At 58.2% G+C, this 26,297-nt stretch carries 28 protein-coding genes; 18 read left to right on the top strand and 10 right to left on the bottom strand.

Annotated features, from left to right (window positions below):
- The first annotated feature begins 2 nt into the window (after positions 1-2).
- From hisG to hisC, 3 genes are all read left to right on the top strand, one after another.
- On the top strand, positions 3-644 hold the full coding sequence (gene hisG, locus A15D_RS06565) for an ATP phosphoribosyltransferase (protein WP_102791281.1): 642 nt from the start codon (positions 3-5) through the stop codon (positions 642-644).
- A 182-nt stretch (positions 645-826) separates the two neighbouring features.
- Positions 827-2,137, top strand: coding sequence for a histidinol dehydrogenase (gene hisD / locus A15D_RS06560; RefSeq protein ID WP_102791280.1), 1,311 nt, complete (start codon positions 827-829; stop codon positions 2,135-2,137).
- A gap of 24 nt (positions 2,138-2,161) precedes the next feature.
- Complete coding sequence (hisC, locus tag A15D_RS06555; protein ID WP_102791279.1) at positions 2,162-3,235, top strand: histidinol-phosphate transaminase; 1,074 nt, start codon at positions 2,162-2,164, stop codon at positions 3,233-3,235.
- Between the two features lie 87 nt (positions 3,236-3,322).
- On the opposite strand, the gene A15D_RS06550 is transcribed toward hisC, so the two are convergent.
- Entirely contained in the window at positions 3,323-4,435 is a 1,113-nt protein-coding gene (locus A15D_RS06550) for a trypsin-like peptidase domain-containing protein (RefSeq protein ID WP_022984953.1), read from the bottom strand.
- 183 nt (positions 4,436-4,618) lie between these two features.
- Here A15D_RS06550 and A15D_RS06545 point away from each other — a divergent pair, with 183 nt between their 5' ends.
- Positions 4,619-5,374, top strand: a complete 756-nt coding sequence (locus A15D_RS06545; RefSeq protein ID WP_102791278.1) for a Nif3-like dinuclear metal center hexameric protein — start codon at positions 4,619-4,621, stop codon at positions 5,372-5,374.
- 32 nt (positions 5,375-5,406) lie between these two features.
- Positions 5,407-6,282, top strand: coding sequence for a diacylglycerol kinase family protein (locus A15D_RS06540; protein WP_022984955.1), 876 nt, complete (start codon positions 5,407-5,409; stop codon positions 6,280-6,282).
- Between the two features lie 59 nt (positions 6,283-6,341).
- On the opposite strand, the gene A15D_RS06535 is transcribed toward A15D_RS06540, so the two are convergent.
- Positions 6,342-6,869 carry a YhcB family protein gene (locus A15D_RS06535; RefSeq protein WP_102791277.1) on the bottom strand — a complete coding sequence of 176 codons (528 nt, stop codon included), beginning with the start codon at positions 6,867-6,869 and terminating at the stop codon, positions 6,342-6,344.
- Here A15D_RS06535 and A15D_RS06530 point away from each other — a divergent pair.
- The 5 genes from A15D_RS06530 (at position 6,823) to A15D_RS06510 (ending at position 12,381) form a co-directional block, all read left to right on the top strand.
- Entirely contained in the window at positions 6,823-7,620 is a 798-nt protein-coding gene (locus tag A15D_RS06530; RefSeq protein ID WP_369825827.1) for an alpha/beta hydrolase, read from the top strand. The genes A15D_RS06535 and A15D_RS06530 overlap by 47 nt on opposite strands.
- Positions 7,621-7,696: 76 nt before the next feature.
- Complete coding sequence (gene zapE / locus A15D_RS06525; RefSeq protein ID WP_102791275.1) at positions 7,697-8,779, top strand: cell division protein ZapE; 1,083 nt, start codon at positions 7,697-7,699, stop codon at positions 8,777-8,779.
- Between the two features lie 178 nt (positions 8,780-8,957).
- Positions 8,958-10,103 (top strand): acyl-CoA dehydrogenase family protein, encoded by a 1,146-nt coding sequence (locus A15D_RS06520; protein ID WP_102791274.1) that lies wholly within the window; start codon positions 8,958-8,960, stop codon positions 10,101-10,103.
- A 249-nt stretch (positions 10,104-10,352) separates the two neighbouring features.
- Entirely contained in the window at positions 10,353-11,639 is a 1,287-nt protein-coding gene (locus A15D_RS06515; protein WP_102791273.1) for an OmpP1/FadL family transporter, read from the top strand.
- A 79-nt stretch (positions 11,640-11,718) separates the two neighbouring features.
- The gene (locus tag A15D_RS06510; protein WP_102791272.1) at positions 11,719-12,381 is read left to right on the top strand and encodes an outer membrane protein; all 663 of its coding nucleotides are present in this window, start codon (positions 11,719-11,721) and stop codon (positions 12,379-12,381) included.
- A 72-nt stretch (positions 12,382-12,453) separates the two neighbouring features.
- Here the strand turns inward: A15D_RS06510 and A15D_RS06505 are convergent, their stop codons facing one another.
- The 4 genes from A15D_RS06505 to A15D_RS06490 all read right to left on the bottom strand — a co-directional run bounded on the left by A15D_RS06505 (position 12,454) and on the right by A15D_RS06490 (position 16,814).
- Entirely contained in the window at positions 12,454-13,167 is a 714-nt protein-coding gene (locus tag A15D_RS06505) for an SGNH/GDSL hydrolase family protein (RefSeq protein ID WP_102791271.1), read from the bottom strand.
- Positions 13,167-14,792, bottom strand: a complete 1,626-nt coding sequence (locus tag A15D_RS06500; protein ID WP_102791270.1) for an NAD(P)/FAD-dependent oxidoreductase — start codon at positions 14,790-14,792, stop codon at positions 13,167-13,169. The genes A15D_RS06505 and A15D_RS06500 overlap by 1 nt, the downstream gene beginning before the upstream one ends.
- The gene (locus A15D_RS06495; protein ID WP_022984964.1) at positions 14,789-15,415 is read right to left on the bottom strand and encodes a TetR/AcrR family transcriptional regulator; all 627 of its coding nucleotides are present in this window, start codon (positions 15,413-15,415) and stop codon (positions 14,789-14,791) included. The genes A15D_RS06500 and A15D_RS06495 overlap by 4 nt, the downstream gene beginning before the upstream one ends.
- A gap of 361 nt (positions 15,416-15,776) precedes the next feature.
- Entirely contained in the window at positions 15,777-16,814 is a 1,038-nt protein-coding gene (locus tag A15D_RS06490) for an aldo/keto reductase (RefSeq protein WP_102791269.1), read from the bottom strand.
- A 247-nt stretch (positions 16,815-17,061) separates the two neighbouring features.
- Here A15D_RS06490 and rplM point away from each other — a divergent pair, with 247 nt between their 5' ends.
- The 7 genes from rplM (at position 17,062) to A15D_RS06455 (ending at position 21,821) form a co-directional block, all read left to right on the top strand.
- Positions 17,062-17,490 carry a 50S ribosomal protein L13 gene (gene rplM / locus A15D_RS06485; protein WP_022984966.1) on the top strand — a complete coding sequence of 143 codons (429 nt, stop codon included), beginning with the start codon at positions 17,062-17,064 and terminating at the stop codon, positions 17,488-17,490.
- A gap of 13 nt (positions 17,491-17,503) precedes the next feature.
- Positions 17,504-17,899, top strand: coding sequence for a 30S ribosomal protein S9 (gene rpsI, locus A15D_RS06480; protein WP_022984967.1), 396 nt, complete (start codon positions 17,504-17,506; stop codon positions 17,897-17,899).
- A 214-nt stretch (positions 17,900-18,113) separates the two neighbouring features.
- Entirely contained in the window at positions 18,114-18,701 is a 588-nt protein-coding gene (petA, locus tag A15D_RS06475) for a ubiquinol-cytochrome c reductase iron-sulfur subunit (RefSeq protein ID WP_022984968.1), read from the top strand.
- Positions 18,698-19,981 (top strand): cytochrome bc complex cytochrome b subunit, encoded by a 1,284-nt coding sequence (locus tag A15D_RS06470; RefSeq protein ID WP_022984969.1) that lies wholly within the window; start codon positions 18,698-18,700, stop codon positions 19,979-19,981. The genes petA and A15D_RS06470 overlap by 4 nt, the downstream gene beginning before the upstream one ends.
- Positions 19,981-20,637: a cytochrome c1 gene (locus A15D_RS06465; RefSeq protein WP_022984970.1), complete on the top strand. Its 657-nt coding sequence runs from the start codon at positions 19,981-19,983 to the stop codon at positions 20,635-20,637. The genes A15D_RS06470 and A15D_RS06465 overlap by 1 nt, the downstream gene beginning before the upstream one ends.
- 135 nt (positions 20,638-20,772) lie before the next feature.
- Positions 20,773-21,411 (top strand): stringent starvation protein SspA, encoded by a 639-nt coding sequence (gene sspA / locus A15D_RS06460; protein WP_022984971.1) that lies wholly within the window; start codon positions 20,773-20,775, stop codon positions 21,409-21,411.
- Positions 21,411-21,821: a ClpXP protease specificity-enhancing factor gene (locus A15D_RS06455; protein ID WP_102791268.1), complete on the top strand. Its 411-nt coding sequence runs from the start codon at positions 21,411-21,413 to the stop codon at positions 21,819-21,821. The genes sspA and A15D_RS06455 overlap by 1 nt, the downstream gene beginning before the upstream one ends.
- Before the next feature lie 63 nt (positions 21,822-21,884).
- Here A15D_RS06455 and A15D_RS06450 read toward each other — a convergent pair whose 3' ends face one another.
- Genes A15D_RS06450 through A15D_RS06435 form a run of 4 tightly spaced genes read right to left on the bottom strand, consistent with a single transcriptional unit; the run spans position 21,885 to position 25,334 of the window.
- On the bottom strand, positions 21,885-22,463 hold the full coding sequence (locus tag A15D_RS06450; protein ID WP_102791267.1) for a BON domain-containing protein: 579 nt from the start codon (positions 22,461-22,463) through the stop codon (positions 21,885-21,887).
- 5 nt (positions 22,464-22,468) lie between these two features.
- On the bottom strand, positions 22,469-23,056 hold the full coding sequence (locus A15D_RS06445; RefSeq protein ID WP_022984974.1) for a phosphoheptose isomerase: 588 nt from the start codon (positions 23,054-23,056) through the stop codon (positions 22,469-22,471).
- Positions 23,057-23,089: 33 nt separating this feature from the next.
- Complete coding sequence (locus tag A15D_RS06440) at positions 23,090-23,467, bottom strand: YraN family protein (RefSeq protein ID WP_102791266.1); 378 nt, start codon at positions 23,465-23,467, stop codon at positions 23,090-23,092.
- A complete protein-coding gene (locus A15D_RS06435) occupies positions 23,448-25,334 on the bottom strand; it encodes a penicillin-binding protein activator (protein WP_102791265.1) in 1,887 nt (628 codons plus the stop codon). The genes A15D_RS06440 and A15D_RS06435 overlap by 20 nt, the downstream gene beginning before the upstream one ends.
- A 90-nt stretch (positions 25,335-25,424) precedes the next feature.
- Here A15D_RS06435 and rsmI point away from each other — a divergent pair, with 90 nt between their 5' ends.
- Positions 25,425-26,255, top strand: coding sequence for a 16S rRNA (cytidine(1402)-2'-O)-methyltransferase (gene rsmI / locus A15D_RS06430; RefSeq protein ID WP_102791264.1), 831 nt, complete (start codon positions 25,425-25,427; stop codon positions 26,253-26,255).
- The last annotated feature ends 42 nt before the right edge of the window (positions 26,256-26,297 follow it).

Genomic DNA, 26,297 nt, shown 5'->3' with positions numbered 1-26,297 from the left:
TCATGACCAAACCGTTGACCATTGCCCTCTCCAAGGGCCGCATTCTCAAGGAAACCCTGCCGCTGCTGAAGGCGGCAGGCATTGAGCTGCTGGAAGATCCCTCTGCGTCACGCAAACTGATCTTCGACACCACCCGTGATGACGTGAAGATCATCATTATCCGCGCCACCGACGTGCCGCCCTATGTGCAGCACGGTGCCGCCGATATCGGCGTGGCTGGTAAAGATGTCCTGATGGAGCATGGCGCGGACGGTGTGTTCGAGCCGCTGGATCTGAACATCGCGCGTTGCAAGTTGATGGTCGCTGCCCTCAATGATGCCCCGGAAGTGGGGAGCCGCCTGCGTGTCGCCACCAAGTTCGTCAATGTGGCCAAGGCGTATTTTGCCGAGCAGGGCAAGCAGGCCGAAGTGATCAAACTGTACGGCGCCATGGAACTGGCGCCATTGGTGGGGCTGGCTGACCGTATCGTGGATATCGTTGATACGGGGAATACCCTGCGAGCCAACGGTCTGGAACCTACCGAGCTGATTGCGCATATCTCTACCCGGGTGATCGTCAACCGCGCCAGCATGAAGACCCGGCATGCGGATATCCAGGCGATCCTGGACAAGCTGGAAGCGGCAGTCGCCTCGCGGAAAGACTAGACGCCGTTTTTGCTTTTACCTCAGAAGCGACAGAGACCGGCAGAGTAAGACCTTTCTACCCTGGCGTGGTTGAAAGGTTCTGCTGATCCCGCTGATAGAAAATTCCCGGTTTTTCCCTCAGTGAATTCTGTGCCCTCTGTGGTAAAACTGGACTTTGATTTTGACTCTTACGGTACCCAAACATGGAAACCACCTGGCTCAACACTCAAGACGCTGACTTCGATGCCCGGCTGGCGGCCCTGACTGCCTGGTCCGAGGAGCGCGATGCGGAAGTGGCCGAGCGGGTTCAGGGCATCCTGCGGGATGTGGCCAAACGCGGTGATGCTGCATTGGTGGAGTACACCGCGCGGTTTGATCGCCGCGAGGTCAGTGCCGCCGCAGATCTGGTGGTGGGTGAGGACCAGTTGCAGGCCGCCCTGGCGCGGATTCCGACAGAACAGCGTGAGGCGCTGGAAGCGGCAGCGGCACGGGTGCGCAGCTATCACGAAAAGCAGAAACAGGATTCCTGGTCTTACCGCGAGGCCGATGGCACCTTGCTGGGCCAGCAGGTGACGCCGCTGGACCGTGCAGGGATCTATGTGCCCGGTGGCAAGGCGGCCTATCCCAGCTCGGTGTTGATGAATGCCTTGCCCGCCAAGGTGGCGGGCGTGAAGGACATCATCATGGTATCTCCGGCGCCGGGGGGCGAGCTCAACGATATGGTGCTGGCGGCGGCGGCCATCGCCGGGGTAGACCGGTTTATTTCGGTGGGTGGCGCCCAGGCGGTGGCGGCCCTGGCCTACGGCACGGACACCGTGCCGGCGGTGGACAAGATTGTCGGCCCCGGCAATATCTACGTGGCGGAAGCCAAGCGCCAGGTTTTTGGCAAGGTGGGCATCGACATGATCGCCGGCCCGTCGGAAATTCTGGTGGTGTGCGACGGCAAAACCGATCCGGACTGGATTGCCATGGACCTGTTTTCCCAGGCGGAACACGATGAGGAGGCTCAGGCGATCCTTTTGTGCCCGGACGCGGATTACCTCAAGCAGGTCGCTGACGCTATGGAAACACTGGCCCAGACGCTGGAGCGTGAGGCCATCATCCGGACCTCCATGAAAAACCGGGGGGCGCTGATTCAGGTGAAAGATCTGGATGAGGCCATCGACATTGCCAATGTGATTGCCTCCGAACACCTGGAGCTATCCATCGACGATGCCGAGCAATGGGCGAAAAAAATCCGCCACGCTGGCGCCATTTTCCTGGGGCGTCACACCCCGGAGGCGCTGGGGGATTATTGTGCCGGCCCCAACCACGTCTTGCCCACTAGTGCCACCGCGCGGTTTTCTTCGCCGTTGGGGGTCTATGATTTCCAGAAGCGCAGCTCCCTGATTGGCTGCTCCCCGGAAGGGGCCAGCTCCTTGGCTGCCATTGCCTCACCCCTTGCCCGCGGCGAAAGCCTCACCGCCCATGCCCGCAGCGCAGAATTCAGAATCAACAAGGCGTCAGACGTCTGACGTCCGACGTCGGACGGAAAAACTATGAGCAAATACTGGAGTGACTTTGTTCATCAGCTGGAGCCCTATGTGCCGGGTGAGCAGCCGACGATGAGCAAGCTGGTCAAGCTGAATACCAATGAGCACCCGTTGGGCCCGTCACCCCGGGTGATCGAGGCCATTCGGGAGCAGGCGGATGCGCGTCTGCGGTTGTATCCGGATCCGGATAGCGGGCAGCTGAAGGAAGCCATCGCCGGGTACTACGCGGATAAGGGTTACGGCATTACCCGTGATCAGGTCTTTGTCGGCAATGGTTCCGATGAGGTATTGGCGCACCTGTTTCTGGGGTTCTTCAAGCAGGACAAGCCGCTGCTGTTCCCGGACATCACCTACAGCTTCTACAAGGTGTATTGCGGGTTATACCAGATCGAGTATGACGCGGTGCCCTTGAACGAGGCGCTGGCCATTTCGGTGGACGACTATCTCAAGCCCAATGGCGGGATTATCTTCCCGAACCCCAATGCACCAACCGGACAGTTGTTGCCTCTAGGTGAGATTGAACGCCTGTTGCAGGCCAATACGGAATCACTGGTGGTGGTGGACGAAGCCTACATCGATTTCGGGGGTGACACGGCCATTGCGCTGGTCAACCGCTACCCGAATTTGCTGGTGACCCAGACGATGTCCAAATCCCGTTCCCTGGCCGGTCTGCGTATCGGTCTGGCGGTGGGCGATGCGGCCCTGATCGACGGGCTGAACCGGATCAAGGACAGTTTCAATTCCTATCCCATGGACCGGCTGGCCATTGCCGCTGGCAAGGCGGCATTTGACGACCGGGAGTGGTTCGAAAAAGGCTGCGATCTGGTGATCCAGCAACGGGAGTGGCTGGATGAGGCGTTGAGCCAGCGCGGTTTTGAGGGGCTGCCCTCTGCGGCCAATTTCCTGTTCACCCGTCATCCGCAACACAGCGGCGAAAGCCTGGCCAGGGGATTGCGGGAACAGGGAGTGATCGTGCGCCATTTTGGCAAGCCTGAACGCATCGCCGACTACCTGCGGATTACCGTCGGCACCCCGGAGCAAAATCAGGCCTTGATTGAAGCGCTGGATACGCTGCTGTAGGACGGTAAGCCTGAAGGCCTGAGAGCCCCCTTGTGGGCAGATAGGCGCATCGGGTCACGCCTTGCTCCGCAAGGCGTTATCCAGAGGTTAATCGGTCTCGGCAGGGGGGCGTGTGCCGATCACCACCTCGACAGCCAGGGGCTGGCGATTGCGGACCACATTCAACGTGACCTCGGCATTGGGCTTCATTCCGGCGATACGATTCATGGCCTCATAGCCATCCTTCATGGGCTGGTCGTTAATGCCGACCAGGACGTCCCCGGGCTGCAGTCCCCCTTTGTGGGCGGGGCTGTCCACGACGACCTCTGCAATCAGCCCTCCGCGCACTTCCTCCAGACCAAAGGTGTCGGCCAGTGAGGGGGTGATGTCCTGTACTGTGACGCCCAGATAGCCGCGAATAACCCGGCCGTGTTCTATCAGGTCGCTCATCACTTCCTTGGCGATTGAGGCGGGAGTGGCAAAGCCAATCCCCTGCCAGGAGCCGTCAGCGGAGAGGATGGCGGTGTTGATGCCAATCAGATGGCCGTTGGTATCAATCAGTGCGCCACCGGAATTCCCCCGGTTAATGGCCGCATCGGTCTGGATAAAATTCTCGAAGGTCGCAATGCCCAGATGGCTGCGACCGGTGGCACTGACAATACCCATGGACACCGTCTGTCCGACACCCAGCGGGTTGCCGATGGCGAGTACCACGTCGCCTACCTGAACCGGGCCGTTACCGTTGAGCTCCACCTCTGGCAGGTTTTCCAGGGCGATGTGCAAGAGTGCCAGGTCAGTTTCCGGGTCCGCCCCGACGACTCGTGCCGGTGCGTCACGACCATCGCGCAGTGCTACCAGGATTTCGTCCGCATCGCGGATCACGTGATGGCTGGTGAGAACATAGCCGGCATCGTCCACAATAACCCCGGACCCCAGGCTGCTCAGCGCGCGTTCCCGGCGGGGTTGCTCCATGAACCGATTGAAGAGAGGCGATTCGGCATCGTCGTCGCTGGTCACGACCTGACTGGTGAAGATGTTGACCACCGCGGGAGCGGCATGGGTGACGGCGCCGGCATAGCTGGCAACACCGGTGTCGTGGCGTGCGGGCTGGGCGCTCGGACCCCATTCATACCACCACAGCACAGCCAGACCGACGGCAAGCCCGGCAAAGATAGGTCCGGCAAAAAAGCGAAAGACTCTGACCACCGACAGTGCCCCCATGGTGTGCGTATTCCGGCGTGGCTTGGCTTGGCTGTGGCCCCGTTTGGCGGGTGACAAGACAAGTGCAGGCCCGGATAGGTAAACTGCGCGCATAGTAGGGCCTGTGGAGTGGAAATTCTACCGCCGTTCGGGTGATAGAGGGGGCTCCAGGGTCAGGAATGTTGATCTTTTCCGGTAGGTGTCATGCTCAAGCGCGATTACATGTTGTCCTTGCTCGACCAGGAACTGGCCGCGGACCGCTTTCAGGATTACTGCCCCAACGGGCTTCAGGTGGAAGGGCGCGAGCAGATACGGCGAGTGGTCAGTGGCGTGACGGCCTGCCAGGCCCTGATTGATGCCGCTATTGTCGAGGATGCGGATGCGATCCTGGTCCATCATGGCTATTTCTGGAAAGGGGAAGATCAGCGAGTACGCGGCATGAAAAAACAGCGCCTGCAGACCTTGCTGCGCCACGATATCAACCTGTTTGCCTATCACTTGCCGCTGGATGCCCATCCCACCCTTGGCAACAATGCGCAACTGGCCCGCCGGTTGGGGCTGATCACCGAGGGCGGACTGGACGATTCGCCGCTTCCGGTCGGTAACATCGGTCGCCTGGATAGCCCCATGTCTGCCGAAGAGTTCAGTGCCCATGCCGAAGCGGTGTTGGGGCGTACCCCTCTGCATGTGGGGGATCCCGGCGACGAGATTGAGACCATTGGCTGGTGCACGGGCGGTGCTCAGGGATTTATTGAAAAGGCGCAACTCAAGGGCGTGGATGCCTACCTGAGTGGCGAGATTTCCGAGCCTACCACCCATTTCGCCCGCGAGACCGGCATTCACTATTTTGCCTGTGGTCATCATGCCACAGAGCGATATGGGGTCATGGCGCTGGGGCAATGGCTCAGCGACAATTACGGCATTGAGCACACCTTTATCGACATCGATAACCCGGCCTGAACCGGGAGCAGTACGAGGGTTTCCTTTCCAACATGAAGATCACCGTTATCTACAACCCGGCGGCCGGGGGTGGCCGGGAGGCACTGCTTTGCCGTTTTGTGGCCGAGCTGGAGCAACTGGGAGCAAGGGTGCGCTTGTATCACACCACCGGGCCCAATGACGCGACGCGCTACCTGAATGAGCTCGAGGATCAGGGCGATTGTGTCGTGGCAGTGGGCGGTGACGGCACCACCAATGAAGTGCTCAATGGCCTGGCGCCCGGGGTTGCGCTCGGAGTGTTCGCCACCGGGACCGCCAACGTGCTGGCCAGGGAGCTTGGCCTGCCGAAAAAGCCGGAAGCCGCAGCGCGGGTGGTGGTCTGTGGAAAAAGTGTGTCAGTGACACCGGCTCGTCTGAATGGCCGCCGTTTTATCATGATGTGTGGCATTGGTTATGACGCCTGGGTAGTAGACGGGGTCAATCTCGGTATCAAGGAGCGTTTTGGCAAGCTGGCATATGTGTTGGCCATGCTTGGACAGATTCGTCGTTATGGTGAACGGCAATACCGGGTCACTGTGGACGGTCGTCCGCTGGATTGTTTCTCGGCGATCGTGACCAATGGTCGCCATTATGGCGGCAGCTTTGTGCTCAGTCGGGAAGCGAACATTCTGCGTCCACAGGTACAGGTGCTGCTGTTCCAGAAACCGGGAGTACGGTTCTTGCTGCGTTGCCTGAGCGCCCTGTTACTGGGCCGAATGGAGCGGGTGGACGGGGTCGCCTCGCTACGGGCAGAAAAAGTCCATATCCAGTGTGAGCAGGCTGCAGAGCCTGTGCAGGCGGATGGGGATCCCGCGGGGCATCTTCCCGCCGAGATTGTTGTCGATGACGCGCCTGTGCCGATGCGGGTGCCGGAGACATTTCTTCCGTAGGTTGGCGCGGATTGCCGGCCCCAAAGCAGGGTTGCCCGCAATCCGTTTTCGCTTCGGAACTACTTGTCCTTGCGGGGGCTGTCTTCGTTGTTGTCGTCCATGCCCTCGGCATAATCTCGAGGGGGTTCAACAATGGCGTCAGGGGCAGGGTTGTCTACATCAACAGGCTCGAAGGGGCCTTCCGGCTTGCGTCGCAGCCCGAAGTCCTCGGCCAGCGTTCCCTGGGCGCTGGGGGCGTAGTCCAGTGGGGGGTTGATCGGGTCGGAATTGTCACGGTTCGGGGCAGAATCCAGGGATTTGGCCGCTGCGCGTTTGCGCCCTCCCTCGGAACACAGTGCCTGGGCGCCTTTGGAAAGATGCTCATGGACAGTGCGGTAGGCCTGGGTCATATCGTTGACCAGTTCTGCGGTATGCAGGAAGTGGTCATCCACTTGCGAGCGGTAGTGCTCCAGTGCCTGACGGGCCTCGTCACGGTCACGAATCAGTTGCCCGGCCTGACGGCGGGCCGGTAACAGCCAGAACAGCAAGCCTGCTCCAACAATGACGCCGGCAGCAAAGCTCAATACCCCGGTTGTCAGCATATCCATGGCATACTCCTGTACACTGTCGTCAGTCTTTGACGACAACTGCGGACTATTGCAGCACAGTGCCGCGAGGTCGCCAAGGGGACAACTCGTAACAATTCATCGATGGAGGTGGCACATGGCTGAACGGCTACAGCTGGCAGGGCCGAGTGGGCAACTGGAAGCTGTTTTCGAACAGGGCAGCGATGCGCCACCTTTTGTTGCCATTGTCTGCCATCCTCATCCCTTGTTTGGTGGCACCATGGACAACAAGGTGGTGACCACATTGACGCGGCTGGTCCGGGACAAGGGGGGCGCGGTAGTGCGCTTCAACTTTCGCGGGGTGGGGGACAGTCAGGGTGCTTACAGCGATGGCATCGGTGAAACCGAAGACTTGCTGGCGATTCACAGCTGGTTACGCGAACAGTTCCCTCAGGCCCCCCTGTGGCTGGCGGGCTTTTCGTTTGGCAGTTTTGTCGCCTGTCGGGGGGCTGAAATCCTCAATGCCAATGGCATGCCCGTCAGTACCTTGCTGCTAGTGGCGCCGCCAGTTCACCATTATCCGTTCACCGATATCGAGACCACGGGTTGTCCCGTGACGGTAGTACAGGGTGACGACGATGAGGTGGTGCCGGCGGAGCAAGTGTTCCGCTGGGCCGAGCAAACACCGTTGACCCCGGATCTGATTCGTTTCCCTGATTGCGGCCACTTCTTCCACGGTCGGTTGGTGGAACTGAAGGAAGCTGCGGCCAGTCACCTGCCGGTATCCGGTTAACGACACGCCGGCTGCCGCTTGTCAGCGCCGGGCCCCGGCGCTACATTGGCCCGCTCCACCTGCTGCCACAATGACTATGACTCCTCTTGAGCAATATCAGGCCGACCTTCAGCGCCAGGATTTCTTCCAGGATGCCGCCCAGTTGCGGGCCGTGGAAGCGCTGGATGATCTGTATCATCGCTTGCTGGCGGAGCCCTCCGGAGGAGGCTTGTTTGGGCGCTTTCGCAAGCCTCGTCCACAGATGGGGCTGTATATGTGGGGGGGCGTTGGGCGCGGCAAAACCTACCTGATGGATGTGTTCTTCGAGTCGTTACCCTTTGATCAGAAGCGCCGCATGCACTTTCACCGGTTCATGCAGAAGGTGCACCGTGAAATGCGGGAACGGCAGGGCGAGAAGAATCCGTTGATCAGCATTGCCCGGAAGTTCGCCAGCCAGGCTCGGGTGCTGTGTTTTGATGAGTTCTTTGTCACCGACATCACGGATGCGATGATTCTGGCCGGGTTAATGGAAGAACTGTTCGCCAATGGCGTCACTCTGGTCGCGACCTCCAATATTGAGCCCGATGGGCTTTATCGTGACGGTCTTCAGCGAGCGCGTTTCTTGCCTGCCATTGCCCTGCTCAAACAGCATACCCAGGTGATGAATGTGGATGGCGGCACCGATTACCGGTTGAGGCTGCTGGAGCAGGCGGAGCTGTATCACTGTCCGCTGGGTGAAACGGCAGAGGCCTATCTGCACGAGCGTTTTCATACCCTGGAGCCCGATCACTCGCGTCACCGTGATGCAGGCAATGTGTTGATTGAGGGGCGCAAGATTCCGACGGTGGTCTGTGCCGATGATGTGGTCTGGTTTGAGTTCAAGGCGCTGTGCGATGGGCCTCGCAGCCAGACTGACTACATCGAAATCGCCCGGGAATTTCACACCGTTCTGGTAGCCAACGTGGAACAGATGGGGGCGGCCAAGGATGACATGGCACGTCGCTTCATCAACATGGTCGATGAGTTTTACGACCGGGCAGTCAAACTGGTGATGACGGCAGAAACCCCTATTGAGGATATTTATGCCGGGGGGCGGTTGGATTTCGAGTTCGAACGTACCCGTTCCCGTCTGCAGGAAATGCAGTCGTCGGAGTATCTTGGGCGTGAACACCGGGCTTGAGCCCCGGAGCTTGCTCACGACGCTTTCACTACTATTGGCCGTATGTCTCAGGGCGAAAAGGCATTGATCAATTCGGTCATTGCCCAATGGCAGTATCAGTGAACATCATGGGGATATTCTGTGCCCCGGCCATTTCCGGTTTCGGGGCCACTTCCCCAACACGAAACCGGAGAGATTCATGATCCCCCGTACGCTGTTCAATTCCGACCACGAAACCTTCCGCGATACCGTTCGCAAGTTCCTCGAGGCTGAAGCCGTTCCCAACAATGAAGAGTGGGAAAAGCAAGGCGTTGTGCCCCGTGAAATCTGGCTCAAAGCGGGTGAGCAGGGCTTCCTGTGCCCGATGGTAAAAGAGCAGTACGGTGGAATCGAAGCGGACTTCCTGTACAGCGTGGTCATCAACGAAGAGATTTCCCGTCTCGGTCTGACCGGTATCGGCTGGGGTCTGCACACCGAGATCGTGGCGCCTTACATCCAGAACAACGGTAGCGAATTTCTGAAAGAAAAGTACCTGCCGAAGATGGTTACCGGTGAGTGCATTGGCGCCATCGCCATGACCGAGCCGGGTGCGGGCTCCGACCTGCAGGGCGTGAAGACCACCGCGGTGAAGCAGGGCGATCACTACGTCCTGAACGGCTCCAAGACCTTTATCACCAACGGACAGAACGCGGACATCGTGATCGTGGTGGCCAAGACTGATCCCAGCAAGGGCGCGAAAGGTATCAGCCTGTTCGTGGTTGATTGCGATTCAGAAGGCTTCGAGAAGGGCACCAACCTGAAGAAAGTGGGCATGAAGGCCCAGGATACTTCCGAGCTGTTCTTCCAGGACGTTAAGGTGCCTGCCGAAAACCTGCTGGGTGAAGAAGGCATGGGCTTCATCTACCTGATGAAAGAACTGCCGCAGGAGCGTCTGGGTATCTCCATCGGTGGCCTGGCCATGGCCGAATCGGCCCTGGAGCAGACCATCCAGTACGTGAAAGAGCGTAAAGCGTTTGGTAAATCCATTGCGGACTTCCAGAACACCCAGTTCAAGATTGCCGAGATGCACACCAAGTTGGCGGTGGCCCGTACCTACGTGGACCGTTGTCTTGAGCTGCACCTGAAGAAAGAGCTGGATATTCCCACTGCCGCTGCCGGCAAGTACTACATTACTGATCTGCAGTGCGAAGTGATTGACGAATGTCTGCAGTTGCACGGTGGTTACGGTTACATGTGGGAATACCCGATTGCCCGCATGTTCGCTGACTCCCGTGTCCAGCGCATCTATGGCGGTACCAACGAGATCATGAAGACCATTATCGCCAAGGCGGTACTGGCGGACTGATTCCGGTTTCGCCCAATACAGAAAAGGGCTGCTTCGGCAGCCCTTTTTTGTGGGCGAATGATGACGCCTGGCCGCTGATGCGGCTGACATCTTGAACTCCCTTCAGTTTTTACAAAAAAACGCTGTTTGACCGTAAAGGTTATGCATAGGGTGAATGTTGCTGCCTGCACCAGAAGGTGTATAAGGAGTAATGGGCCCCGGATTGGCCTTGCGAGAACAATTCCATTTTAAGGAAGAGGGAGAGCAACAATGAAAAGAACAGGTATTTTCATCGTCGGTTCTGCTATGGGATTACTGTCGGGCCATGTCATGGCCAGCGGCTTTGGTGTGTCCTATCAGTCAGTGTCTGCCATGGGCAACGCTTATGCCGGGGCAGGTGTACTCAGTGATAACGCCTCCAATCAATGGTTTAACCCGGCAACACTGGCAGAACTGCGCAAAACCGAAATTTCCATTCCGCTCCATCAGGTGTGGGTCGACACGACCTTCAAGGCGGACAGCGATGGCACTTTTGCTGGTGTGATCCCCCAGGCCGGGACCGGCCCCGGGGATTTTGATGATGTTGAACCGTTTGTGGGGAGCGCGTTTCTCGCCGTTCCGATCAGTGACACCATGACATTTGGTTTGAGTGTGGTGTCTCCCTTTGGCACCAAGATTGAATATGAAAGCGGTTGGGGTAATGCCTATGCGGGGACCCCGTTAGGTACGGTGACCGCGGGTGATCTTTACGCCACGGAATCGGATCTGCAAACCGTGAACATCAATCCTTCCCTTGCCATTCAGGTCACCGATAACCTCAATGTGGGCCTGGGGATCAGTTACCAGACGCTGGATGCGGATATCCGCAATGCCGCGACTCGTCTGGAAGGGGATGATGACGCCTATGGCTGGAACCTTGGTCTGACCTACAGCCCGGATGACAACAACCACTTCGGTGTCGCCTACCGCTCTGAAATGAGTTACGAAGTGGAAGGGGATATTACCTTCTCCACCGTTGGTGCGGGGTTGTCCACCGCAGCAGGGAATCCCGTGGCGCCAGGTGCCTATTCCGGTACAGCCGAAATCGATTTGCCCGCAACGCTTCAATTGTCCTATGCCGGCGATCTGTCGGACCGAACCCAATTGCTGCTGGGGGTCGAATGGATGGAATGGAGCTCTCTGGATGCTCTGGTCGTAGAGAGCCCCAGTCTGGCATTCAATCCAACGGAAGAATTCGACTGGGAGAATACCGCGCGGTATTCCCTGGGCCTGAATCACACCTTGAATAGCGGCACTGTGCTCCGATTCGGTGTGGCCAAGGAAGATTCTACCCAGGGGACTAATAACCGTTCGGCCATTTCACCGGACTCCGACCGTATCTGGGCCACCCTTGGCGCCGGGTTCAACCTCTCCGACAACATGACAGTGGATGTAGGATATGCCCATATCTTTGTTGATGATGCGGATATCAACCGCTCTGAAAAGGGAGCTCAACTGAAAGGCACCTACGAGCTCGAGGCAGATGTCATTGGCGCACAAATGAGTTACCGATTCTGATGCCCAAGGCAACTTCGTGATATAAAAGGCGAATCCGATAATGGGTTCGCCTTTTTTATAGAGCAAGGAGAGGGATGTGATGAGGGGTCGTAGTCTGCTGGGGTTGCTGGTGGCAACCGTGTCGCTGAATGCGATAGCCGAAATCCCCAACAGTTATCGTACGGAGCGATGGGAAGGGGGCTTTCGTTTCCTCGGGTTGCAGGGCCAGACCCTGAACGGGGATCGCAGCTCTCAAGTGCGTATTGATGACGATATCGGCTTCGGGTTCGATTTTGCCTATAACCTGGATGAGCACGTGCAGATGGGGTTCGCGCTGGAATGGGTGGACACCGATTTCCGTACCACCAACCAGGTGGATCCCACCGGGCGTTTTGATGGTCGTGGTGAGCTGGAAATGACCACCATGAACCTGAACGGGACTTATCACTTTTTCCGCAAGGCGTTAACGCCCTATGTGCAAGGTGCGATTGGCGCGACCTATCTGGACACCAATGTGCCTACTGGGCCTTCAGTGCCAGTGTGTTGGTGGGATCCCTGGTGGGGCTATTACTGTGGTTTCGACACGCCGACGCTGTCCGACACGGTCTTCAGTTATGAGGTCGGTGCAGGTGTGCGCCTGGATGTGAATGATCGACTCTTCATGCGGGGCGGTTACAGCCAGCAGTGGCTGGACGTGGATCGGGGTGTCGATACGCTGGATCAGGGGTTGTGGCGTTTCGGCGTCGGCTGGTTCTTTCGGTAGCGATTGAAGAGGGCGGCGATAGCCGCCCTTTTTCTTGCGGGCCGGATGTGCGTCCCGTATGCGGCACCAGGGTTAGTCCGCGAGCTGCGCTGCGACCGCCCGAGCCATGGTCTGATAACCCAGAGCGCCAGGATGGTAGCCATCTACAGCCAATAACGCGGGGTCTTCCAGCTGGGGGTAATGGATATGCTGAAGGTGTCCTGAGTTCTGCCTGGCCAGCTGTTTCTGTTTTTCATCCAGTTGCCGGGCGCGCCAGCCCAGTAGTTGCCGAAGTGGGCTTGGCAAGGCGGTAAAGCGGTGCATGGGCGGCACGGCAAGAAGGTATTGTCTGGCGGCGGGGCTGTGTCGCTTGAGGGCATGGCTTAGCGTCAGGAGCTGATGATAATACGCTTGGCGGCGGGTCAGGCCGGTGGTGTCGTTGACGCCCAGACTGATAAAGATGTGATCCACCGGCGCGATGCGCAGGTCGTTGGCGGTATTGATGAGCGCTCCAGCGCGCGCGCCGTTGACTCCGGCGGTGTGCCATTGCACCGATACGCCCCTGCTCTGATAGATCTGAAGCGCCAGTTGGCTCGCCAATCCCTGACGCTGGTACTCCACGCCGACCCCGGCAGCAGTCGATTCGCCTATCACCAACAGCCGTTGTGAGGGGGCCCCGTGCCCCCACTGACCATGACGGGCCCCGTCGGCCTCAGGCAGGCGCAGGGTGGTGCGGCGAGTGTGCAGGGCCTGTGCCATCAGTACAGGGCTTAGCAGGCCGGTGCACAGCCAGAAGGGCAGATGCATTAGCCTGCGAACACTTTCTTGGCCAGCGGCAGGCTTTTGGCGCCGCCGACGGCGACGGTCGTGAGCAGGCCGCCAATCATGGCGCCAACCACCCCGCAGGTCATGATGTCCTGGCCGGTCAGGTAGAGGCCGGGGATGCGGGTTTTCGGTTTTAGCCAGTCCTGCTCAAACCGCTGGGGTGTGTGGTCAAGACCGTAGATTTCGCCGCTGGGATAGCGGCAGAAATAATCCGTTGATAACGGCGTCGAGAGCTCGTAGTAGTCTACCTTGCCTCGCAGATGGGGCATTTTTTCGTAGAGTTTCTCCAGCAAGCGCTGGGCGTATTCTTCCTTGAGCGCCTCGTAGTCGTCGCCACGTTTGCCCCATGGCTTGTCGGCCCACTGCTGGTACCACTCGAAGGGCCCGGGGGCGACGATTTCGATGGTGGCGCGCCCGGGGTAACGTTCCGTGAAGCTGGGATCCTTGGCAGAGGGGAACGAAATATAGGTCAGTGGAATATCGTGGTTATCCGGGTCGGCCAGAAACTGCTCAACCTGTTGCTTGTGATCGGTGCCGGGGTAAATCCAGAAATTGGTCTTCGGTAGCTGCAGGTTCTCTGCGGTGTCCTGCAGGCCAATATACAGGCATACACTGGCCATTGAGCGCTGCACCTGGCCCAGCTTCATTTGATAGAAATCCTTGTGGGGGGCGCTCTCTGGCAGCAGGGGGCCAAAGGTATTGAATACCCCGGCGTTACTGATGATAGCGGGGGCATGGATCTCTGTGCCGTCAGCCATGCGCACCCCGACGGCTTTACTCTTTTCGATCAGGATTTCTTGTACATCGGCGTAGGTAAAGACTTCGCCGCCGCTTTGCTGGATCACCGGAATGATGGTTTTGGCCATTTCCGATGCGCCGCCGACAGGGTAGTAACCACCATGCAGATAATGGCGGGCAATCAGGGCATGAATGATAAAGCTGGAATCGTTGGGAACCAGGCCGTTGTCTCCCCATTGACCGGTGAGCGCGGCAATCAGCTCTTCGTTGCGGGTCAGGGTCAGCAGCACGTCGCGGGTCGGCCAGTTCAGGAAGTCCGGTGCCTTGCGGCGGGCAAGGAAGCGGAAGGGACTGGCCAGAAGGTCGGGCATGACTTTGGCGAGGGTGACGCCGGGCATGGCAGCAGAGACCTGTGACAGATAGCCAAGATAAGTGTCGATGGCGCGTTCTTCATCCGGGAACTGTTTCTTTAGCTCGTCGGCAAAGGCTTTCGGGCCTGCAACCAGATCAATCTGGCGCTCCCCGATAAACAGTCGATCGTAGACCGGGTCCATCGGTGCCCATTGCAGCTGGTTGTCGGTGACCAGATCAAACAGGCGACGGCCCATGGTTTTTCTGCTGCCCATATCGCCAATGTAATGCACCCCCACATCCCATTCGTAGCCATTGCGGTCGTAACTGTGGGTGAATCCCCCTGCGGTGTAGTGCTGCTCCAGGACCAGCACTTTTTTGCCAAGCTTGCTGAGGCAGGCGGCGGCGGTCAGACCACCAATGCCGGAACCGATGACGATGGCGTCATAGCCGCTCTCCAGTCGGTTGGCGCGATAGCGTCGTCCGAGGCGTAGGGTGCTGGGTTGTGGGCTGCTCATGGGGAATCCTCGTTATTATCGGTAGCGCGGTTGGTGTCGGCGATGGCCCCTTCCAGCAACAGGCTGGTGATGCCTTCGGCAAGATGGGGTTCGGCATCGGCGTTCGGCAGATGGCCGTCAATAGTCAGCTGGGACAGACCATGGACCAGTGACCAGGCGGTGGCGGTCATTAGTGCCAGCGGCATGGGTTTCAGATAGCCGCTGTGGCGCGCCCGTTCTACGGTGTCCTCCAAAACCTGGAAGGCTGCCTTGCCGGCGTCGTCCAGTCGTGGGTGGACTCCGCGGGGCAGCACCTGCCCGCCGAACATTAGCCGGTACAGGTTGGGCTCGTCCTGGGCAAAGCGAACATAGGCGAGGCCAATGCCAATCAGTGCTTGCCGTGGCGGGGTGTGCTTCACCTGCAGCAGGCGTTGGCGTAATGCTTCGAAGCCACTGATCGCCAGTTCCGCCAACAGGCTTTCCCGGTCGGCAAAATGGCGATATAGCGCCGGAGCGCTGACGCCAATCTGCTTGGCCAGGGCCCGCAGGCTGATGGCGCTGTCACCGTGCTCGCGTACCACGGCAAGCGCCTGGTCATGGACCTGCTGCTGGAGATCGCCGTGGTGGTAAGCGGTGCGTGCCATAGATGTCCATCGCTACAAGTTAACGGTGTTAACATTGGCATGAGCGACATGCTGGCGTCAAGAGTCCGGGTTCAGCTGTTGCGAGCTGGTGGCAGCGATGGCGCAAGATCAAGCCTCGCCGCTGCTGGCTGGCAGGGGTGCCGGAACCGTGGAGGTGATGGTTATACCGCGAATCGACAATGGCGGCCGGGCGATCACTGATCACTCCCGAGGGAGGAGGGTCAGAGGGAGACGGGTCTTTGGGATCAGGGTGTTTTTGAATTTCAAAGGCTCCCTCTCCCAGCCTCTCTCCCGCAAGTGGGAGGGAGGCTATTTTGGAGGGGGTTTAAGGGGGCAGCATGACGCCCGACGGGTTCCGTTATCACGGTGCGGGGTAGGGGAAACGGGTATGAATCGCTTCCAGGGCTTTCTCCAGTTCCTTGTCCCAAGGCAGGTCTACACTGTTGAGGTTCTCTTCCAGCTGCGCAAGATCGGTGGCGCCAATAATGTTGCTGGTGACAAACGGCCGGGTGGTAACGAACTGCAGCGCCAGCTGGGTCAGGCTGACGCCGCGCTCTTGTGCCAGGGTGTAATAGGCTTCCGTTGCCGCGGTCGCTTGCGGGTTGGTGTAGCGGGAGAAATGCTTGAACAGGGTCAGTCGCGCCTTTTCCGGCCACTGGTCGTTGCGGTATTTGCCGGTCAGCATGCCAAACGCCAGCGGCGAATAGGCCAGCAAGCCCACGTCTTCACGATGGCTCACTTCGGCAAGGCCGACTTCATAGCTGCGATTAAGCAGGGAATAAGGATTCTGGATGCTGACCGGGCGCGGCAGGCCGATTTTTTCCGCTTCGTGGATAAAGGTCATCAGTCCCCAGGGGGTCTCGTTGGACAGGCCCCAGTGACGAATCTTGCCTGCATCTATCAACGCCTTGAGGCCGGCAACCGTTTCACTAATGGCAATGCCCTCTTCGCCATCACGGTGCTTGTAGCCCAGCCGGCCAAAAAAGTTGGTAGTGCGTTCCGGCCAGTGCAATTGGTAGAGATCAATGACGTCGGTTTGCAGGCGCTTGAGGCTGCCCTCCACGGCTTCCTGCAGGCTGGCAGCGGTAAAGCGCGGGCCGCCACGGATATGTTTGACATAGTCGCCGGGTCCCGCGGCCTTGGTTGCAAGGATGACCTTGTTGCGCTGGCCAGTTTTGGCAAACCACTCGCCGATGATGGTTTCGGTGCGAAAAGACGTTTCCGGGCTGGCCGGGACGGCATACATTTCGGCGGTATCAAAAAAGTTGATCCCGTGGTCCAGCGCCATATCCATCTGGGCGTGGCCTTCTTCGGCCGTGTTCTGGCTGCCCCAGGTCATGGTGCCCAGGCAGAGGCTGCTAACGTTCAGATCGGTGCGACCCAGACGGCGGTATTCCATGGTTGGCTCCTGTTTTACTGCGGCGACAATATAAGGGATGATGGCGCCCAATCTGACCACGGGGTCCGACTGCCCACAAGGGCGAATCCGGACCTGCTGGTTGCTGAGTGCGTCAATGCCAACAAATCCCTCTCAATGGCTTGTGTTCTGTGGGGGGCTTGGGTAGAATTCGCGCTCTCTTGCCCGGCGGAACTGACGCCGGCGGGTGTTTGCTACCCGTAACATATTGATTTTAGGGCAGAATTCCATGAAGACCTACAGCGCAAAACCGGAAAGCGTAAAGCGCGACTGGTATGTGGTAGACGCCTCCGGCAAAACGCTGGGTCGGTTGGCGACCGAACTCGCAAACCGTCTGCGCGGTAAACACAAGCCGGAGTACACTCCACACGTCGATACCGGTGATTACATCGTCGTAATCAATGCCGATAAAGTGGCCGTTACCGGTAACAAGGCGAACGACAAAATGTATTACCGTCACACCGGTTACCCGGGTGGCCTGAAAGAAGCCAACTTTGCGACTCTGCAGGCCGAAAAGCCTGAGATGATCATTGAGAAGGCGGTTAAAGGTATGCTGCCGCGTAACCCGCTGGGTCGCGCCATGTACCGCAAACTGAAAGTCTATGCTGGCACTGAGCACCCTCATACTGCTCAACAGCCGCAGCAGCTGGAAATCTAAGGGGTTTTAGACGATGGCAACTGTAGAAACCAACTACGGCACCGGTCGCCGCAAGACCTCTTCCGCGCGCGTTTTCCTGCGCCCGGGTAGCGGCAACATCACCATCAATGGTCGTCCCCTGGATGTCTACTTTGGTCGCAAGACCAATCAGATGGTTGTTCGCCAGGCTCTCGAGCTGGTAGAGGCGACTGACAAGTTTGATGTGCTGGTTACCGTTAGCGGTGGTGGCAACAACGGTCAGGCTGGCGCCATCCGTCACGGTATCACCCGTGCGCTGATGGAATATGACGGTGAGCTGCGTGGTCAGCTGCGTCGTGCCGGCTACGTGACGCGTGATGCCCGTGAAGTGGAACGTAAAAAGGTTGGTCTGCGTAAGGCGCGTCGTCGTCCGCAGTTCTCCAAGCGTTAATACTTCCGGCCAACCGGTTCACAAAAAAGCCCAGCAATGCTGGGCTTTTTTGTGTCTAAATCAGTCATTTAGGTCTTTCCGGTCAGGAATAACCGGTTGTCAGGTGTGGGCTTTTTCTTTACCATTTCCGCCGCCTTACTCCGCCCGTAGCACGAGGATGGACCTCGGGTCGCGGACAAACCCCGAGCGTGGGATCTAAGGGGAGAATAACTCAATGAGCAACGACGGCGTAAATAGCAGCCGCCGCACGTTTTTGATCGGCCTGACCTCGGCAATTGGTGCTGCGGGTGCGGTCGGTGTGGCTGTTCCATTCGTAAAATCCTGGCAACCCAGTGCTAAAGCCAAGAATGCCGGTGCGCCGGTAAAGATTGACATCAGCAAACTGGAGTCCGGGCAGCGTGTAGTCGAGGAATGGCGAGGACAGCCCATTTGGGTGGTTCGTCGTACCCAGGACATGCTGGATACCCTGCCTCAGCTGGATGAAAAGCTGCGCGACCCTGCGTCGGAAGCGGATCAGCAGCCGGAATACGCCAAGAATGAGTGGCGCTCCATCAAAAAAGAGTATCTTGTGCTGGTAGGTACCTGTACTCACCTGGGGTGCTCCCCTCTGTTTGAAGAGCAGCCCACCGTAGAACTGGAGCACGGCGGTTTCTTCTGTCCTTGTCATGGTTCCAAGTTCGATCTGGCAGGGCGTGTGTACAAGAGTGTGCCTGCACCGACCAACCTGGTCGTGCCGCCGCATTCGTACCTGAGTGAAGGCGTCGTCATCGTCGGCTCTGAAGAAGGGGAGACCAAGGCATGATGGGAATGGTGAATCGCGTTGTCGATTGGGTAGATGCCCGTCTGCCCGTGGTTGACGCCTACAAGCGTCACATGTCCGAATATTATGCGCCGAAGAACTTCAACTTCTGGTACTACTTCGGTGTGCTTTCTCTGGTGGTGCTGATCAACCAGCTCCTCACCGGTATCTGGCTGACCATGTTCTTCTCTCCCAACGAAGGCTTCGCCTCCGTTGAATACATCATGCGTGATGTGGAGTGGGGCTGGCTGATCCGCTACATGCATGCGGTTGGTGCATCGGCATTCTTTGCCGTGGTCTATATCCACATGTTCCGTGGTCTGATGTATGGCTCCTACAAGCCGCCGCGGGAACTGGTGTGGATCTTCGGTATGCTGATCTATCTGGCGCTCATGGCAGAAGGTTTCCTGGGTTATGTGTTGCCCTGGGGTAACATGTCCTACTGGGGTGCACAGGTAATCATCTCCCTGGCGGGTGCGATTCCATTTGATCTGCTGCCCTTTATCTCTGCGGCAGAGGCCAAGGAAATCGGCGAAGGACTGACTACCTGGGTTCGTGGCGACTACCTGTTGTCCACTGCGACCGTGAACAAGTTCTTTGCGTTGCACGTTGTCGCGATTCCGATCGTGCTGTTGGCACTGGTGGTATTGCACATCCTGGCGCTGCACGAAGTGGGTTCCAACAACCCTGACGGCGTTGAAATCAAGCAGAACAAAGATGAAAACGGTGTTCCGGTTGACGGTATCCCGTTCCATCCTTACTACACCGTGAAAGATCTGCCGGGTGTGATCGTCTTCCTGATGATCTTCTCTGTGGTGATCTTCTTCTTCCCCGACGGTGGTGGTTACCTGCTGGAGAAGCCGAACTTCGAGCCGGCCAACCCGCTGAAAACCCCTGATCACATTGCCCCGGTTTGGTATTACGGTCCGTACTACGCCATGCTGCGTGCCACAACCATCGACATCATCATGTCTTCCAAGGCATGGGGTCTGGTGGCCATGGGTGGTGCAATCGTGATCCTGTTCGTGATCCCGTGGCTGGATCGCCACCCGGTCAAGTCCATTCGTTATCGTGGTATCTGGAGCAAGATCTTCATGACGATCTTCGTTGTGGACTTCCTGGTCCTGGGCTTCCTGGGTACCCAGCCTGCGACCCCGACCAAGACCATGATTGCGCAGTTCGGCACAGTTTATTACTTCAGCTACTTCCTGCTGATCATGCCGTTCGTGCATAAATTCGAGAAATCCAAGCCGGTTCCGGAACGGGTAACGGGGGGACACTGATGAAGAAACTAGCGGTAATTCTTTTCAGCTGCCTGCCGTTGGTCGCGTTCGCGGCTGGCGGTGGCAAAAGTGAGCACGAAGTGCCGGCACCGGTAAACCTGCAGGACAAAGTCAGCCTGCAGAATGGTGCCAAGTTGTTCGTGAACTATTGCATGGGTTGTCATGGCCTTCAGTATCAGCGCTACAGCCGTCTGGCTGAGGACCTGGAAATCTCTGAAGAGCTGGTTATGGAGAATCTGAATTTCACCAGCGACAAGTTTGGTGATCAGATGCACACTGCCATGCCGGCGGGTGAGGCGAAGAAATGGTTTGGTACGGCTCCGCCGGACCTGACCATGGTGACCCGCTTCCGCTCTTCGGACTGGGTGTATTCCTACCTGATCAACTTCTATGAAGATGAGTCCCGTCCGTTCGGTTACAACAACCGTATCTTCGAAAACGTGGGCATGCCGCACGTGATGGCCGGGCTGGAGCAGGAGCTGGGTGAAGACGAGTTCAAGGAAGCCATGGGTGATATCACCAACTTCCTGACTTACACTGCCGAGCCGATTCGCCCCTTGCGTGAGCGTCTGGGTGTGTATGTGCTGGTATTCCTGGGGATTCTGTTTATCCCGGCATACCTGCTCAAGAAGGAATACTGGAAAGACGTCCACTAAGCTCGCGGCTGGCCCGGTTTAACGCTGACGCCAGCACCCGCAGCTTCTGTGGTACAATGTCCAGCGATGAACAGGGTACCCGCGAAAGCGGTTACCCTGTTTCTGTTATAGATGATTAGTGGAGATGACTCGACAATGGGTGTGGTGACCAAGCGTTCTTCAATGACTTTCTTCTCTTCCCCGGAAGATCATTACAGCCACCGCGTACGTATTGTGCTGGCGGAAAAAGGGGTCACGGTGGACATTGTTGATGTGGACAGCAACAACAAGCCGGAAGATCTGGCGTCACTGAATCCGTACAACGAAGTGCCCACGTTGGTAGACCGTGAGCTGACCCTGTATCAGTCCACTGTCATCATGGAGTATCTGGACGAGCGTTTCCCGCACCCCCCGCTGCTGCCGGTCTATCCGGTAGCCCGTGCCCAGAGCCGCTTGCTGATTCACCGTATCGAGCGTGACTGGTGTGGGCATGTGGATGCTATTCTGGCCGGTGAAGAGAAAGAGGCGAGCCTGAACAAGCGCCGTAAAGAGCTGCGCGAGGCCATTCTGGCTTGCGCGCCGATCTTCAGCGAGCTGCCGTATTTCATGAGCGAAGAGTTCACTCTGGTGGATTGTGTTGTGGGCCCGATCCTGTGGCGGTTGCCGGCACTGGGTATTGAGCTCCCTGCCAAGCAGGCCAAGCCGTTGCTGGATTATGCCGAGCGCCTGTTTGACCGTGATGCCTTCCAGGCCAGCCTGACCGACGCTGAACGCGAACTGCGCAATCCGCTCTGATGAGTGAGATGACCTCCAATCGCCCGTATCTGATACGGGCGATTCACGAGTGGATCTGTGATAACGGCCTGACGACGCATCTGGCCGTTAATGCTGTTTTCCCTGGTGTGGAAGTGCCGCAGGACTTTGTTCAGGATGGCCAGATCGTTCTGAATATCGCCCCTCGTGCCGTGACGAATTTTGTGGCAGACAACGATGAAATCGCATTCTCGGCCCGCTTTGGCGGTGTGCCGATGTCGATTCGAGTGCCAATCAATGCGGTGGTCGCGGTGTTTGCCCGCGAGAACGGTCAGGGGATGGCATTTGATCCCGTGGATCCCCCTGAGCCGCCCAGCACCCCGCCCGAGCCGGTCAAGAAGAAAGATGAGGCAAAGGCAAACAAGGTCAATCACCTCAAGGTGGTCAAATAAAAAACCGGCGAAAGCCGGTTTTTTATTGCTCGCTGCGCCGAGCGCGATGTCTGCCCTTGCGCCTTAGTCGATATACTCGATGATCTTGACGATTTTTTGTACGCCGTAGACTTTTTGCACCTGCGATACCACTGCCTCGGCTTCGTCGCGGCTCAGTAGTCCCATCAGATAGACCACGCCGTTTTCTGTGACCACCTTGGTGCGCCAGCCCGGGGCGTCGCCATTAACCAAAAGGCGGCTTTTGACCTTGCTGGTCAGCCAGGTGTCATTGGTACGTGCGAGAAAAGAATTGTTGCCGATCACCTGGAGCTCGTTGTGCACGTGGCGAACATGGCGAACCTGGTCGGCGATATTGCCGGCCTGGGCTTTCAGGTCTTCGCTGGCAACCTGTCCTGCCAGCAGGACATTGCCGTTGAAGCTGACCACAACAATACGTGATTGATCCAGTTCCTCACTGGCTCGCGCCAGATTGACGGAAACCTTACGTTCGATGTTGCCGTCTTCTACGAAGGCGCCAAAGGTGCGTGAGCCGTGATCTTGATCGGTAGGTTGATCGGACATGCCCTTGGACATGCTGGTACAGCCGGGCAGTGCTATCAGCAGGAAAGCGCTGGCCAGCAGGGCGGGAATCAGATGACGCATGAAGCTTACTGACCTCCGAACAATTGCTGGTCGATATGATCGCAAAGGGCATGGATGACGAGCAGGTGCACTTCCTGAATGCGTGCGGTGGAGTTGGCGGGCACGCGAATCTCGATGTCGTCAGGGCTGTAGAGATTCACCATTTCACCGCCTTCCTTGCCGGTCATGGCTACCACTCGCATATCGCGATCGTGGGCCGCCTGGATTGCTTGCATCACATTGGCGGAATTGCCGCTGGTTGAGATGGCCAGCAGGATATCGCCGCCATTGCCCAGGGCGCGGACCTGCTTGGAGAAAATCTCGTTGTAGCTGTAATCGTTGGCGATGGAGGTCAGCGTTGATGAGTCAGTGGTCAGGGCCACCGCAGGCAGAGCGGGCCGCTCCATTTCAAAGCGGTTTAGCAGCTCGGAGGAAAAATGCTGGGCGTCGCCAGCGGAACCGCCATTGCCACAAGTCAGAATCTTGCCGCCATTCAGCAGGCATTCCACCATGGCCTGCCCGGCAGCCTCAATCACGGCTGGCAGGACTTCGCCTGCCTTGGCTTTGGTTTCGATGCTTTCGGCAAACAATTGCCGGATACGGTCCACGCTCATAACCAACCTCGTAACAGTCTTGTCCGCTACAGCTTATTCGCTGTAGAAGGCATTTTGTATCCATTGATAACAGACAGAATCGTTATTGTCCGGTTCCATGCCCAGAACATCAAAGCGGCAGGCGCGATGATGGTGTGCCGGGTGGCTGCCCAGAAAGTGCCTGGCGGCCAGTATCAAGCGTTTCTGCTTGTGATAATCCACCGAGGCAAGGGCGCCGCCATGGCTGTGATGCTTGCGCCAGCGCACTTCCACGAATACCAGATCGTCATTGTCCTGCATTATCAGGTCGATCTCACCCTGGCGGCAGCGATAATTGCGCTGCAATAGCGACAACCCCTGCTGCTGCAACCACTGTGCTGCCGCGTTTTCAGCCTGCTGGCCGCGGTCAGATTTACGGCGCAGTAACGGCACTGCTGGGTCTGCTGCTCAGGCTTGCCGGGGCGCTGACCTGTGGCAGGGCGCGGGCTTCGCCACGGGAAAAGACCGCCCAGTTCAGCTCCCTGACGATACGCTGTTGCTGCATGCGTAACCGGCCAGTAACGCCCGGCATTTCACTGGAGGGGAGGGCGTTGAGGAGATAGAGGCGTCCTTGCAGGCGATAAGCATCAATGCCCATGGCAAAAAGACGCTCGTAGCGACCGTGGCCATCCGGCCATTGTTCATCGGCTAGCTGATGCAATTCGCTGTTTTCGTTGCCCAGCAGCCAAGGGGTTTCGACAAAGCGAATGCCATTGAGATCCTGATCCCGGCGGGGATTCGGTGTGCCGCTGTAAATCAGCGAGGTGGCATAAACCGGCAGATCCTTTGCGTAATGAAAGTTGAGCGCTGGTTTGACCTGGCGGCCCTGGTCCGGGTTGGCAATCAGGAACAGGAAGTCCAGATCCTGGCGGCGGCGCGGGCGCTCATCCACTTTCAGATTGGTGAAACGGCTGACGGCCTTGCCTCGCTGTTCACTCTGCGCAACCAGCAACAGTTCTTCGACGGTGTCGCCAATGGTGGGGCCTTCCTGGTATTCCGACCAGGCGGTGACTGTGCCGCCCAGCGCTTGCCATTCATCGGCAAATGCCTGTGCAACACGCTGGCCCCACTCCCCTTTGGGGTAGAGGATGCCGGCCTGGGTGTCGCCTTGCTGGAAGCCCTGCAGGGCAATCTGGCGTGCTTCATCTTCCGGCGCCAACCCGAACTGGAAAAAGTTATCCGGGAGCGGCTGTTCTTCGTCCACGTAGTTCAGTGCCAGAGTGGTGACGGGCAATGTGCCCTGGCTGGCGATGGTAGCGGCTTTTTCCTTGGCCAGTGGGCCGAGAATAAAATCGGCACCCTCGGCGATGGCTTGCTGATAGACAGCAAGAATGTCGTCGCCGGATGAATCGTAAAAGCGCAGGGTGGGCGTGAGGTTATCCTGCTTGTGCTGGTAGTAGGCGGTCATGATGCCCTGTTTGAGCGTGGCCCCCACGGTTTCCAGTGGGCCACTCGCCGGTAGCAGAATGGCAACCTGGCTGGGGCGTTGGCTGGCGGCTTTTTCCAGGGCTTCGAGCATGACCGGCACATCGTTGACGGCCGGGTGGGTGCGCCACTGCGCGCTCCACTGATTGAGGCGGGTGACCTGTGCATCAAGGTCGGCAATAGGATCACGGTAGAGCTGTGCCAGGGTCAGCCAGCCCAGCAGGTCGCCGCTGCTCTGGTCGATGGCGTTGGCCAGATCTGTGGCGGGCAGTTGCATGAGCAGCTGCCAGATCATGTTGTGGTTGTATTCCTGGTCCTTGTCGCTCAGCAGTGGATGGGCGGCGACCCGTTGCTGCAGGCTGTCGACCAGTTTGCCACTCATGGCCAGCGCGTCAGCGCGAAGCAGGTCCAGTTGGGCTTGCTGGTCGGCGGGGTATTGAAGAATGTCATCCTGATGCTTGGCCAGAAGAGCCAGTGTTTCCTGGGGCTGCTGGAGTGCCAGTGTGGCACGGCCGTGTAGCAGTATCAGACGAAAGCGTTGCTCTTGCTCCAGCGTTTGCGGGTTCATTTCCGCCAGTAGCTGTTTGGCGTCTTCGGCGCGTTCCTGCTGCAGGTACTCGCTGGCCCATGCCAGAGTGGTGGTGATGCGATTCTCAGCGGTCATGCCGCTCAATTGTGTGCGAGCCGCGGAAAGCGATTCCGGTGCCGGGGCGATGTCAGCCGCCGCCGGTTCCGCCGGTAGTTCGGCGGCGGGGCGTCGGGGCTCTACCGGAGAGGTATTACAGCCGGCGAGGGTTGCAGCAACAACCAGTACTACGAAATGCTTTCTGATCATGTTGAGAGTCGTATTACCAGAATGGAGCGGCTATTGTAGGCGCTTCGTACCGGGGTCACCAGCGACCCACTCCGAGGAAGCGCGACAATTATGAACTCTGTCCTGTATGTGGTGAGCACACCCATCGGTCATCTTGACGATATTACCCGCCGTGCCGTCACGGTGCTTGAAAGTGTGGATTGGGTAGCGGCAGAGGATACGCGGCATAGCCAGCGTTTGCTGGAACAGCTGGGTATTCGTAACCGACTGATCAGCTGTCATGACCACAATGAAAGTCAGCGCAGTGCCGAGCTTGTTGAGCGAATGCAAAATGGTGAAAAAGGTGCGTTGATCAGTGATGCGGGAACGCCGCTGGTCAGTGATCCCGGCTACCGGTTGGTGCGTGCTTGCCAGGACGCGGGTATTGCAGTGGTGCCGGTGCCGGGGGCGTCTGCGCTGTTGGCAGCGTTGGCGGCGGCAGGGCAGCCGTCAGATCGCTTTGTGTTTGAAGGCTTTGTGCCTTCCAAGGGAGCTCCGCGGCAGCAGGCGATCGAGCGGTTGGCGGCCGCCACGGTGACCAGCATCATCTATGAGGCGCCCCACCGTGTATTGAGTTTTTTGCAGGCCCTGTCTGGCGTTGTGGAACCAGACCGTGAAATTACCCTGTGCCGCGAGCTCACCAAACAATTCGAGACGATTCGTCGAGGACCGGTTTCCGAACTTTGCGAATGGGTCAGCCAGGACAGCAACCAGCAACGCGGAGAGCTGGTGCTGGTGCTCTCTCCCGCAGCGGATACGGCGGGCTGGAGTGACAGGGACCAGGCGCTGGCCAAGCTGCTGCTTGCCGAACTCCCGGCCTCCCGCGCGGCCAAGATCCTCGCGGCCCACACGGGGCTCAAACGGCAGGCGGTGTATGCGCTTCTCGAGGCAATGAATAGTTAATAATGAATAATTAATAGTTCGCGATCTGGGCTGTCATTGTTT

This window comes from Alcanivorax sp. MD8A (assembly GCF_002888555.1).
Lineage (GTDB): Bacteria > Pseudomonadota > Gammaproteobacteria > Pseudomonadales > Alcanivoracaceae > Alcanivorax.
This window is presented reverse-complemented; position numbering and strand designations above follow the sequence as displayed.